Source organism: Actinoplanes sp. NPDC049802 (assembly GCF_040656595.1).
In the GTDB taxonomy this organism is placed as follows: Bacteria; Actinomycetota; Actinomycetes; order Mycobacteriales; family Micromonosporaceae; genus Actinoplanes.
Genome location: NZ_JBFAMR010000006.1, coordinates 60,751 through 72,258, shown reverse-complemented (window position 1 = coordinate 72,258; position 11,508 = coordinate 60,751). Strand labels below are relative to the sequence as shown.

The 11,508-nt window shown below is 67.1% G+C and carries 17 protein-coding genes; all 17 read left to right on the top strand.

The features are described from left to right. The first annotated feature begins 12 nt into the window (after window positions 1-12). The 17 genes from AB0I88_RS06320 (at window position 13) to rpsQ (ending at window position 11,426) form a co-directional block, all read left to right on the top strand. On the top strand, window positions 13-327 hold the full coding sequence (locus AB0I88_RS06320) for a hypothetical protein (protein WP_361019438.1): 315 nt from the start codon (window positions 13-15) through the stop codon (window positions 325-327). A 66-nt stretch (window positions 328-393) separates the two neighbouring features. Then, window positions 394-957: a hypothetical protein gene (locus AB0I88_RS06315; protein ID WP_361019105.1), complete on the top strand. Its 564-nt coding sequence runs from the start codon at window positions 394-396 to the stop codon at window positions 955-957. Between the two features lie 446 nt (window positions 958-1,403). Continuing rightward, a complete protein-coding gene (gene rpsL, locus AB0I88_RS06310; RefSeq protein ID WP_014440718.1) occupies window positions 1,404-1,778 on the top strand; it encodes a 30S ribosomal protein S12 in 375 nt (124 codons plus the stop codon). A gap of 1 nt (window position 1,779) precedes the next feature. Continuing rightward, on the top strand, window positions 1,780-2,253 hold the full coding sequence (rpsG, locus tag AB0I88_RS06305) for a 30S ribosomal protein S7 (protein ID WP_208469103.1): 474 nt from the start codon (window positions 1,780-1,782) through the stop codon (window positions 2,251-2,253). Window positions 2,254-2,338: 85 nt separating this feature from the next. Further along, on the top strand, window positions 2,339-4,435 hold the full coding sequence (gene fusA, locus AB0I88_RS06300; RefSeq protein ID WP_361019102.1) for an elongation factor G: 2,097 nt from the start codon (window positions 2,339-2,341) through the stop codon (window positions 4,433-4,435). A 118-nt stretch (window positions 4,436-4,553) separates the two neighbouring features. Then, on the top strand, window positions 4,554-5,747 hold the full coding sequence (tuf, locus tag AB0I88_RS06295; RefSeq protein ID WP_361019099.1) for an elongation factor Tu: 1,194 nt from the start codon (window positions 4,554-4,556) through the stop codon (window positions 5,745-5,747). Between the two features lie 374 nt (window positions 5,748-6,121). Then, complete coding sequence (gene rpsJ / locus AB0I88_RS06290) at window positions 6,122-6,430, top strand: 30S ribosomal protein S10 (protein WP_007073037.1); 309 nt, start codon at window positions 6,122-6,124, stop codon at window positions 6,428-6,430. 12 nt (window positions 6,431-6,442) lie between these two features. After that, complete coding sequence (gene rplC / locus AB0I88_RS06285; RefSeq protein WP_361019096.1) at window positions 6,443-7,093, top strand: 50S ribosomal protein L3; 651 nt, start codon at window positions 6,443-6,445, stop codon at window positions 7,091-7,093. Further along, window positions 7,090-7,737 (top strand): 50S ribosomal protein L4, encoded by a 648-nt coding sequence (gene rplD / locus AB0I88_RS06280; RefSeq protein WP_361019093.1) that lies wholly within the window; start codon window positions 7,090-7,092, stop codon window positions 7,735-7,737. The genes rplC and rplD overlap by 4 nt, the downstream gene beginning before the upstream one ends. Then, window positions 7,734-8,036 (top strand): 50S ribosomal protein L23, encoded by a 303-nt coding sequence (gene rplW, locus AB0I88_RS06275; protein WP_106315557.1) that lies wholly within the window; start codon window positions 7,734-7,736, stop codon window positions 8,034-8,036. Before rplD ends, rplW begins: the two co-directional genes overlap by 4 nt. A 14-nt stretch (window positions 8,037-8,050) precedes the next feature. Beyond that, window positions 8,051-8,890 carry a 50S ribosomal protein L2 gene (gene rplB / locus AB0I88_RS06270; protein WP_361019090.1) on the top strand — a complete coding sequence of 280 codons (840 nt, stop codon included), beginning with the start codon at window positions 8,051-8,053 and terminating at the stop codon, window positions 8,888-8,890. Window positions 8,891-8,902: 12 nt separating this feature from the next. Then, entirely contained in the window at window positions 8,903-9,184 is a 282-nt protein-coding gene (gene rpsS, locus AB0I88_RS06265) for a 30S ribosomal protein S19 (protein WP_014687760.1), read from the top strand. Window positions 9,185-9,221: 37 nt separating this feature from the next. Beyond that, window positions 9,222-9,665: a 50S ribosomal protein L22 gene (gene rplV, locus AB0I88_RS06260; protein ID WP_361019087.1), complete on the top strand. Its 444-nt coding sequence runs from the start codon at window positions 9,222-9,224 to the stop codon at window positions 9,663-9,665. Then, window positions 9,665-10,492 carry a 30S ribosomal protein S3 gene (gene rpsC / locus AB0I88_RS06255; protein WP_188120959.1) on the top strand — a complete coding sequence of 276 codons (828 nt, stop codon included), beginning with the start codon at window positions 9,665-9,667 and terminating at the stop codon, window positions 10,490-10,492. The genes rplV and rpsC overlap by 1 nt, the downstream gene beginning before the upstream one ends. Window positions 10,493-10,495: 3 nt before the next feature. Further along, on the top strand, window positions 10,496-10,921 hold the full coding sequence (gene rplP / locus AB0I88_RS06250) for a 50S ribosomal protein L16 (protein WP_014687763.1): 426 nt from the start codon (window positions 10,496-10,498) through the stop codon (window positions 10,919-10,921). Then, entirely contained in the window at window positions 10,921-11,154 is a 234-nt protein-coding gene (rpmC, locus tag AB0I88_RS06245) for a 50S ribosomal protein L29 (RefSeq protein WP_183222837.1), read from the top strand. The genes rplP and rpmC overlap by 1 nt, the downstream gene beginning before the upstream one ends. Next, the gene (rpsQ, locus tag AB0I88_RS06240; protein WP_361019083.1) at window positions 11,151-11,426 is read left to right on the top strand and encodes a 30S ribosomal protein S17; all 276 of its coding nucleotides are present in this window, start codon (window positions 11,151-11,153) and stop codon (window positions 11,424-11,426) included. The genes rpmC and rpsQ overlap by 4 nt, the downstream gene beginning before the upstream one ends. Window positions 11,427-11,508 lie beyond the last annotated feature (82 nt).

Here is an 11,508-nt window from a genome sequence, read left to right as displayed (position 1 = left end):
ACCCGCCATCCGATGGACCCGGAGCCGGTGCCGATGACGAAGGCCCGTGCGGTCTTCGCGCTGGGCCTGGTGGGGCTGCTCACCGGTCCGCTGGTGGGTGGGGTGATCCCGGCCACGCTGGCGTTGCTCCTGGCCCGTCAGTCGGCGCGTCAGGCGTACGCCGCGGGGGGTTATCTGACCGGCTCGGCCTGGATCCGGCGAGGCCGGCAGCTCGCCTGGACCGGTCTCGTGCTGGCCGCCACCGCCCTGGTGGTGGCGCTGATCGCGGGCCTGCTGCACCTGGCCGCGGCGCCGGGCGGCCAGGATTTCGCGCCCGGCACCGACTGATCCTCCGGGCCCGGCGGCGCTCGGCCGGGCTGCACACCCGCTCGTACGGGTGACATGCTTGGCGATATGACGCAGCCCCCCGGGACCGCCGCCTATCCGCCGCAGCAGCCGGGTCAGCCCTATCAGCCGTCGTACGGGCCTTCCTACGGCCCTCCGCCGGGTTATGGGGCGCCGTCGCCGTACGGATCGCCCTATGGGTTCGCGCCGCCTCCGCCGCCGGTCTCAGCGGGCTGGCAGCCGGAGCGGCTGGAGCAGGTGACCGGGACCGAATTCGGTCTCGTCCATCTTCAAGTGGCGCCGATCACCTCCGGGCCGGCCATCGGCTCGCTGGCCGCCGGCGTCGCCGCGATCCTGGTGTCGTTCGCGGCGCTGTGTTTCGGGGTCACCGGCGCCGAGGCGGGCTGGGGTGGCTGGGTCGCCGGAGCGTTCACGCTGCTCAGCGTTCTGGCGTGTGGTGGGGCGGTGGGAGCCGCGGTGATCGCGAGGCGGCAGATCGCCGGCACCGGTGAGCCGGGACGGGTGCGTTTCACCGGCCGTGGCCTGGCCACGGGCGGAATCGTGTGCGGGGCGATCGGTGCTCTGCTGGCGTTGCTGGCGCTGGCTCTGGGGCTGACGTTGCAGTTGTCGTGAGCGGACAGCGGCCCTCAGCGCCGTGGCGGCGGCCGGATCCGGCACCGCGACGATGGCGTGCTGGGCGACCCGGTACACTGGTATACGGAGATGTCCATCGTGGGAGCCCAGGCCATTAATGAAGCATGGCCTTATTTTGACCTGGGTGCGCAGGGTGGGTAGTCTTTCCCCTCGTGCCCGGGCTCGCCCGGGCAACTCGTGCGTGCACCCGTTTCGGAACGTGCGACGGGTTACAGCACCACGACGGGCAGGGCTCAGCGAAGGGCTCTGTTCACACAGACAACATCCGGAGCGCGTGAACCTTCACGCGTGATGGGACCGTGAGCCGGACGACACGCCCGACCGCGGGTGCGGGACACTCCCCACCGGGGAGAGCCGGCACACAGAGGCAGAAATACACGGTGCGGCCGCAAACAGGAAGCGGCCGAAGGGAGCGGAGAAACCCGGTGCCCACGATCCAGCAGCTGGTCCGCAAGGGCCGCCAGGCGAAGACGAGCAAGACGAAGACGCCGGCGCTGAAGGGAAGTCCTCAGCGGCGCGGCGTGTGCACGCGCGTGTACACCACTACCCCCAAGAAGCCGAACTCTGCGCTGCGCAAGGTCGCTCGTGTGAAGCTCAGCAGCCAGATCGAGGTCACGGCGTACATCCCGGGCGTCGGCCACAACCTGCAGGAGCACTCGATCGTGCTCGTGCGCGGCGGTCGTGTGAAGGACCTTCCGGGCGTTCGCTACAAGATCGTCCGTGGTTCGCTGGACACCCAGGGTGTCCGGAACCGCAAGCAGGCCCGCAGCCGTTACGGCGCGAAGAAGGAGAAGAGCTGACATGCCGCGTAAGGGACCCGCTCCGCGCCACCCTGTGGTCGCTGACCCGGTGTACAACTCCCCGCTGGTGACGCAGCTGGTCAACAAGATCCTCATCGGCGGAAAGCGTCAGCTCGCCGAGCGCATCGTGTACGGAGCTCTCGAGGGCTGCCGTGAGAAGAGCGGTGGCACCGACCCGGTGGTCATCCTCAAGCGCGCCATGGACAACGTGAAGCCGACCCTCGAGGTCCGCAGCCGCCGTGTCGGTGGCGCGACCTACCAGGTTCCGGTCGAGGTCCGCACCCCGCGTCAGACCACTCTGGGTCTGCGCTGGCTGGTCCAGTACTCCAAGGCCCGCCGTGAGAAGACCATGATCGAGCGCCTGCAGAACGAGCTGCTCGACGCCAGCAATGGCCTGGGTGCCGCGGTCAAGCGTCGCGAGGACACTCACAAGATGGCGGAGTCCAACAAGGCCTTCGCGCACTACCGCTGGTAAGACCCTGCTGCGGGCCCGGCTTCCGGCCGGGCCACGGCAGTCGTACCGGTCCTAGAGACGACGACGAAGAAAAGTAGGGATGGAAGTGGCCGCCGCAGACGCGCTCGCCAAGGTACGCAACATCGGCATCATGGCGCACATCGACGCTGGTAAGACCACGACGACCGAGCGAATCCTGTTCTACACCGGCATCACGTACAAGATCGGTGAGGTCCACGAGGGCGCCGCCGTCATGGACTGGATGGAGCAGGAGCAGGAGCGCGGTATCACCATCACTTCCGCCGCCACCAAGTGCGAGTGGAAGGGTCACACGATCCAGATCATCGACACGCCCGGCCACGTCGACTTCACGGTCGAGGTCGAGCGGTCGCTGCGGGTGCTCGACGGCGCGGTGGCGGTCTACGACGGCGTTGCCGGCGTGGAGCCGCAGACCGAGAATGTCTGGCGACAGGCGGACAAGTACGACGTCCCCCGGATGTGCTTCGTCAACAAGCTTGACCGGACCGGCGCGGACTTCTTCCGCTGTGTGCAGATGATGATCGACCGGCTCAACGCCACTCCGCTGGTGCTCCAGATCCCGATCGGGCTCGAGGGCGACCACATCGGTGTCGTGGACCTGATCGAGATGCGTGCCCTCACCTGGCGTGGTGAGACCCAGAAGGGTGAGGACTACGCGATCGAGGAGGTCCCGGCGGACCTCGCCGACCAGGCCGCCGAGTGGCGCGAGAAGCTCATCGAGACGCTCGCCGACGTCGACGACGCGGTGATGGAGAAGTACCTCGAAGGCGAAGAGGTCACCGTCGCGGAGATCAAGGCGGCCATCCGGCGCGCCACGATCGCCAGCAAGGCCAACCCCGTTCTGTGCGGCTCGGCCTTCAAGAACAAGGGTGTTCAGCCGATGCTGGACGCCGTCGTCGAGTTCCTGCCGTCGCCGCTGGACATTCCGGCCATCGAGGGCACCGCGACCGACGGTGAGACCCCGTTGCTGCGGAAGCCGTCGAACGACGAGCCCTTCTCGGCGCTGGCCTTCAAGATCCAGACCGACAAGCACCTCGGCAAGCTGACGTACGTCCGGGTCTACTCCGGAACGCTCGAGACCGGTACCCAGGTGATCAACTCCACCAAGGACCGCAAGGAGCGCATCGGCAAGATCTACCAGATGCACGCGAACAAGCGTGAGGAGCGCAACACCGCGCAGGCCGGCGACATCATCGCCGTCCAGGGTCTGAAGCAGACCACCACCGGTGACACGCTCTGCGACCCGGCGAAGCCGGTCATCCTCGAGTCGATGACCTTCCCGGAGCCGGTCATCCAGGTCGCCATCGAGCCGAAGACCAAGTCGGACCAGGAGAAGCTGGGCACCGCGATCCAGCGTCTGGCCGAGGAGGACCCGACCTTCCGCGTCTTCAACGACGAGGAGACCGGGCAGACCATCATCGCCGGCATGGGCGAGCTCCACCTCGACATCCTCGTCGACCGCATGCGTCGCGAGTTCAGCGTCGAGGCGAACATCGGCAAGCCGCAGGTGGCGTACCGCGAGACCATCCGCGGCACGGTGGACAAGATCGACTACGTCCACAAGAAGCAGACCGGTGGCTCCGGTCAGTACGCGAAGGTCATCGTCAAGGTCGAGCCGCTTCCGCTCGACGCCGACGGCCCGACCTACGAGTTCGTCAACGCCGTCACCGGTGGCCGTATCCCCAAGGAGTTCATCCCCTCGGTGGACGCGGGTGCGCAGGACTCCCTCCAGTACGGCGTGCTCGCCGGCTACCCGCTGGTCGGTGTCAAGTTCACGCTGCTGGACGGCCAGTACCACGAGGTCGACTCGTCCGAGATGGCCTTCAAGATCGCAGGCTCCATGGCGATGAAGGAAGCGGCCCGCAAGGCCGACCCCGCTCTCCTGGAGCCGATGATGGCCGTCGAGGTCACCACCCCTGAGGACAACATGGGTGACGTCATCGGCGACCTCAACTCCCGGCGTGGCATGATCCAGTCGATGGAGGAGCGCCACGGCGCCCGCGTCGTCAAGGCTCTGGTCCCGCTTTCGGAGATGTTCGGCTACGTCGGCGACCTCCGGTCCAAGACTGCGGGCCGGGCGAGCTACAGCATGCAGTTCGACTCCTACGCCGAGGTTCCCGCGAACGTGGCGAAGGAGATCATCGCTAAGGCCACCGGCGCCTGACGCGTTGAGGCACGTGCGGCCTGTCGAGGGCCGCACGTGCACGAGCAGTCGACAGAGTCCTGAGCGCCTTATCGGCGTGCCGGGCGAAAAGAAATGATCAGTCCACAGGAGGACACCAGTGGCGAAGGCGAAGTTCGAGCGGACTAAGCCGCACGTCAACATCGGCACCATTGGTCACATCGACCACGGTAAGACGACGCTGACTGCGGCCATCACGAAGGTCCTGCACGACGAGTTCCCGGACCTGAACCCGTACACCCCGTTCGACGAGATCGACAAGGCGCCGGAGGAGAAGGCCCGCGGCATCACGATCTCGATCGCGCACGTCGAGTACCAGACCGCGGCGCGCCACTACGCGCACGTGGACTGCCCCGGTCACGCCGACTACATCAAGAACATGATCACCGGTGCGGCGCAGATGGACGGCGCCATCCTGGTGGTCGCCGCGACCGACGGCCCGATGCCGCAGACCAAGGAGCACGTGCTCCTGGCCCGCCAGGTCGGCGTTCCGTACATCGTCGTCGCCCTGAACAAGAGCGACATGGTCGAGGACGAGGAGCTCCTGGAGCTCGTCGAGCTCGAGGTCCGCGAGCTGCTGAGCACCTACGAGTTCCCGGGCGACGACCTGCCGGTCGTGCGCGTGTCGGCGCTCAAGGCGCTCGAGGGCGACCCGGAGTGGACCGGCAAGCTCATGGAGCTGATGAACGCGGTCGACACCGCGATCCCGCAGCCCGAGCGTGAGACCGAGAAGCCGTTCCTCATGCCGATCGAGGACGTCTTCACGATCACCGGCCGTGGCACCGTGGTGACCGGTCGCGCCGAGCGTGGCATCCTCAAGCCGAACGAGGAGGTCGAGATCGTCGGTATCCGCGAGAAGTCGACCAAGACCGTCTGCACCGGCATCGAGATGTTCCGCAAGCTGCTCGACGAGGCCCGCGCGGGTGAGAACGTCGGCCTGCTGCTCCGCGGCATCAAGCGCGAGGACGTCGAGCGCGGCATGGTCGTCGTGAAGCCGGGCACCACGACTCCGCACACGGAGTTCGAGGGCCAGGTCTACATCCTCTCGAAGGAGGAGGGCGGCCGGCACACCCCGTTCTTCCAGAACTACCGCCCGCAGTTCTACTTCCGCACCACGGACGTCACCGGCGTCGTCACGCTGCCCGAGGGCACCGAGATGGTCATGCCCGGCGACTCCACCTCCATGTCCGTGAAGCTGATCCAGCCGATCGCCATGGAGCAGGGCCTGAAGTTCGCGATCCGTGAGGGTGGCCGCACCGTCGGCGCCGGAACGGTCACGAAGATCATCAAGTGATTCAGAGGGTTGTTCACGACGCCTTTTGTCGTGAGCAACCCTCAATGGTGACCCCGATTAGCAATGTCGGATTCGATCCGGCATACTAGTCAGGTTGCGTCCGCGCGGGGTGGGTTCCTGTCGGCAGGTTGTACTGCTAGATCAGGCGCCCACCCTCGCCGGGTGTCCGGGTGTGTTCCTCTGCCACCCAGGGACACCTCAGATCCCCGTGATCGACTGGAGTGCCCAGCACTCTGCGTGGGTTCCTTATGCCAAGGGGCGCGACACGCCCGACCGCGGGGGTCGGACAACGCAGGATCAACCGTCCTGCGGGCATGCGGAGGTCAACCCGCTTCCGCAGGTAGCGGCATCGAGAGAAGGAAACAGAAGCCACCATGGCGGGACAGAAGATCCGCATCCGGCTCAAGGCCTATGACCACGAGGTCGTCGACTCCTCGGCGCGGAAGATCGTCGAGACGGTGACGCGTACCGGGGCGCAGGTCGCGGGCCCGGTGCCGCTGCCCACGGAGATCAACCGTTTCTGCGTGATCCGTTCGCCGCACAAGTACAAGGACTCGCGCGAGCACTTCGAGATGCGCACGCACAAGCGTCTGATCGACATCATCGACCCGACTCCGAAGACGGTCGACTCGCTCATGCGCCTCGACCTGCCGGCTGGCGTCGACATCGAGATCAAGCTGTAGGGATCGCGACTAATGGACAGGCAAGTTAAGGGGATCCTGGGCGCCAAGCTCGGCATGACCCAGGTCTGGGACAACAACAAGGTCGTCCCGGTGACCGTGGTTCAGGCCGGCCCGTGCGTCGTGACTCAGGTCCGCACCGATGAGAAGGACGGCTACTCGGCTGTCCAGTTGGCGTACGGCGCCATCGACCCGCGCAAGGTCAACAAGCCGGAGAGCGGCCACTTCGAGAAGGCGGGCGTCTCGCCGCGCCGTCACGTCGTGGAGCTGCGCACCGTCGACGCCGGCGAGTACGAGCTCGGCCAGGAGGTCACCGTCGAGGCGTTCGCGGTCGGCCAGCCGATCGACGTCACCGGCAAGACCAAGGGCAAGGGCTACGCCGGTGTCATGAAGCGGCACGGCTTCCACGGTCTGCGCGCGAGCCACGGTGTCGAGCGTAAGCACCGCTCGCCCGGCTCGATCGGCGCCTGCGCCACGCCCGGCCGCGTCTTCAAGGGCGTCAAGATGGCCGGCCGGATGGGTGGCAAGCGCTTCACGGTGCAGAACCTGGTCATCCAGGCGGTCGACACCGAGCGCAACCTCATCCTGGTCCGGGGCGCTGTTCCCGGCCCCAAGGGCGCGCTCATCCTGGTCCGTAGCGCGGCGAAGAAGGGCGGTGCCAAGTGAGCTCGGTTGACGTGATCAACGCCGAGGGCGCGAAGTCCGGCTCGGTCGAGCTTCCCGCCGGCGTCTTCGACGTGCAGGCGAACATTCCGCTGATGCACCAGGTCGTCGTGGCGCAGCTGGCCGCGGCCCGGCAGGGCACGCACAAGGCCAAGACGCGCGGCGAGGTCGCCGGCGGCGGCAAGAAGCCGTACAAGCAGAAGGGCACCGGCCGCGCCCGTCAGGGCTCGATCCGGGCGCCGCAGTTCACCGGTGGTGGCGTCGTGCACGGTCCCGTGCCGCGCGACTACAGCCAGCGGACCCCCAAGAAGATGAAGGCCGCCGCTCTGCGTGGCGCCCTCTCGGACCGGGCACGTGAGAACCGCGTACACGTGGTCGAGTCGTTCGTCAGCGGCGAGAAGCCGTCGACGAAGACCGCGATCGCGACGCTGCGCAAGGTCGCCCAGACCACCAAGGTGCTGGTCGTTCTGGACAGCCAGGACGAGCTGAACTGGGTGTCGCTGCGCAACGAGCCGACCGTCCACCTCATCGAGGCCGGCCAGCTCAACACCTACGACGTGCTGGTCGCCGACGAGGTGGTCTTCACGAAGACCGCGCTCGACGAGTTCCTGGGCGGGTCCGAGAAGTCCGAGGAGGGCGACAAGTGAGCACGATCGCCGACCCGCGCGACATCATCGTCGCCCCGGTGGTCTCCGAGAAGAGCTACAGCGTTCTCGACCAGAACTGGTACACGTTCGAGGTCCGTCCGGACGCGAACAAGACCCAGATCAAGATCGCGATCCAGCAGATCTTCAACGTCCGCGTGCTGACCGTGAACACCGCGAACCGCGAGGGCAAGCGCAAGCGCACCCGCAGCGGGTGGGGGCAGCGTAAGGCCACCAAGCGCGCGATGGTGAAGCTGGCTGACGGTGACCGTATCGAGGCCTTCGGCGGCCCGGTCAGCTAAGGGGTTTGTGAATCATGGCAATCCGTAAGTACAAGCCGACCACGCCGGGCCGTCGCGGCTCCAGCGTCGCCGACTTCGCCGAGATCACCCGGTCCACCCCGGAGAAGTCTCTGCTGGTTCCGCTGCCCAAGAAGGGTGGTCGCAACGTCCACGGCCGCATCACCACGCGGCACCAGGGCGGTGGCCACAAGCGGCAGTACCGGCTCATCGACTTCAAGCGGAACGACAAGGACGGCGTGCCGGCCAAGGTCGCTCACATCGAGTACGACCCGAACCGCACCTCCCGTATCGCTCTGCTGCACTACGCCGACGGCGAGAAGCGCTACATCCTCGCGCCGAAGGACCTCAAGCAGGGCGACCGCGTCGAGTCCGGCGTGGGCGCGGACATCAAGCCGGGCAACAACCTGCCCCTGCGCAACATCCCGGTCGGTACGACGGTCCACGGTGTGGAGCTTCGTCCCGGCGGCGGCGCCAAGCTGGCCCGTTCGGCCGGCGTCGGCATTCAGCTGCTCGGCCGTGAGGGCGCGTACGCCACGCTGCGTATGCCCTCCGGTGAGATTCGTCGTGTCGACATCCGCTGCCGCGCGACGGTCGGCGAGATCGGCAACGCCGAGCAGTCGAACATCAACTGGGGTAAGGCCGGCCGTATGCGGTGGAAGGGCAAGCGCCCGACCGTCCGTGGTGTCGCCATGAACCCGATCGACCACCCGCACGGTGGTGGTGAGGGTAAGACCTCCGGTGGCCGCCACCCGGTCAACCCGGCTGGTAAGCCGGAGGGCCGTACCCGCCGCAAGGGCCAGGAGAGCGACAAGCTGATCGTTCGCCGCCGCTACGCCACCCGCAAGCGCGGGTAACGGGAGTTAAAGATGCCTCGCAGCCTCAAAAAGGGCCCGTTCGTCGACGACCACCTGCTCAAGAAGGTGGAAGTCCAGAACGAGAAGAACTCGAAGAACGTCATCAAGACCTGGTCGCGGCGCTCGACGATCATCCCCGACATGCTCGGGCACACGATCGCTGTGCACGACGGGCGCAAGCACGTCCCGGTCTTCGTCACCGAGGCGATGGTCGGGCACAAGCTCGGCGAGTTCGCTCTGACCCGTACGTTCAAGGGTCACGAGAAGGACGACCGCAAGAGCCGTCGTCGCTAAGCAGATACACGGATCTGAGGAATTAGGAGCTACAGCGATGCCAGTCAAGGGCGACGCTCCGGTGCTTCCGGGCGCGCGGGCGGTTGCGCGGCACGTGCGCATCTCGCCGAACAAGGCGCGCCGGGTGGTCAACCTCGTCCGCGGTCTGCCCGCGAAGGAGGCGCTCACCGTCCTGCAGTTCGCGCCGCAGGCCGCTAGCGAGCAGGTCTACAAGGTCCTCGCCAGCGCCGTCGCGAACGCGGAGAACAACGAGCGGCTCGACCCCGACGCTCTCCTCGTGAGCGAGGCGTTCGTCGACGAGGGTCCGACCCTCAAGCGGTTCCGTCCGCGGGCGCAGGGCCGGGCGTACCGGATCCGCAAGCGCACGTGTCACATCACCATCGCGGTCGAGGCGGTCCAGGTGGCCCGCCCGGCGAAGAAGGCAGCGGCCAAGAAGGCCGCGCCGAAGGCCGAGTCCCAGAGCACGGAGGGTGCCGAGTAATGGGTCAGAAGGTTCACCCCACCGGGTTCCGCCTCGGCATTTCCACCGACTGGAGAAGCCGCTGGTTCGCGGACAAGCTCTACAAGGACTACATCGGCGAGGATGTCAAGATCCGCCGCATGATGTCCCAGGGGCTTGAGCGTGCCGGCATCTCCAAGGTGGACATCGAGCGCACCCGGGACCGGGTCCGCGTCGACATCCACACCGCCCGGCCGGGCATCGTCATCGGCCGTAAGGGTGCGGAGGCCGACAAGATCCGCGGGAAGCTCGAGAAGCTCACCGGCAAGCAGGTCCAGCTGAACATCCTCGAGGTCAAGAACCCCGAGTCGGATGCCCAGCTGGTCGCGCAGGGTGTCGCCGAGCAGCTGTCCTCCCGGGTCAGCTTCCGTCGCGCGATGCGCAAGGCGATGCAGTCCGCCATGAAGAACCCGATCTGCAAGGGCATCCGGGTGCAGGTCTCCGGCCGCCTCGGCGGCGCGGAGATGAGCCGCACGGAGTTCTACCGTGAGGGTCGCGTTCCGCTGCACACGCTGCGGGCCAACATCGAGTACGGCTTCTTCGAGGCCCGTACCACGTTCGGCCGCATCGGCGTGAAGGTCTGGATCTACAAGGGCGACGCCGTTCCGGGTCGCGAGGTCGTCGCCGAGGCGCCGGCTCGCCCGCGCCGGGACCGTGCCGACCGCGCCGAGCGTCCGCGTCGTGGCCGTTCCGGCTCGTCCGGCACGACCGCGGGTGGCACCGAGGCCGGCCGGGCCGCGCAGGCCCAGGCGTCCGCCGACAACACCGCCGCTGCTCCGGCTGCGGCTGAAACGCAGCAGGAGGGCTGAGCCATGCTGATGCCGCGTAAGCCCCCGAAGGGCTTCCGCAAGCCGCACCACCCGGACCGCCACGGCGCGTCCAAGGGCGGCAACCGGGTCGTCTTCGGCGAGTTCGGTATCCAGGCGCTGGAGCCCGCGTACGTGACCAACCGGCAGATCGAGTCGGCGCGTATCGCGATGACCCGTCACATCAAGCGTGGCGGCAAGGTCTGGATCTCGATCTTCCCGGACCAGGCCCTGACCAAGAAGCCGGCTGAGACCCGGATGGGTTCCGGCAAGGGTTCTCCGGAGTGGTGGGTGGCGAACGTCAAGCCGGGACGCATTCTCTTCGAGATGTCCTTCCCGAACGAGACGGTCGCGCGTGAGGCGATGCGCCGCGCGATCCACAAGCTCCCGATGAAGTGCCGCATCGTGACGCGCGAAGTGGGTGAAAGCTGATGGCAGCGGGCGTTAAGGCAGCCGAGCTCCGCGAGCTTCCTGAAGAGGAGCTGGTCGCGAAGCTGCGGGAGGCCAAGGCGGAGCTGTTCAACCTTCGTGTGCAGCGCGCGACCGGGCAGCTCGACAATCACCGTCGACTGCAGGTCGTCCGCAAGGACATCGCGAAGATCTACACGATCATGCGTGAGCGTGAGCTGGGGCTCTCGGTCGCGCCGGATGAGGTGACGGCATGAGTGAGAACACCACCGCCGCTCCGCGCGCTCAGCGCAAGGTGCGTGAGGGTCTCGTGGTCAGCGACAAGATGGACAAGACCGTTGTCGTCGAGGTCGAGGACCGGGTCAAGCACGCCCTGTACGGCAAGGTCATCCGCCGTACGCGGAAGCTGAAGGTGCACGACGAGCAGAACTCGGCCGGCGTTGGCGACCGGGTTTCGATCATGGAGACTCGTCCGCTCTCCGCCACCAAGCGGTGGCGCATCGTGGAGATCCTCGAAAAGGCCAAGTGAGTGCGCTGGGCCGGCTCCGGTCGGCCCAGCGGCCCGTCAACCACCCCGCCACCCGCCCGAAAGGCGGACTGACGGCAGGGTG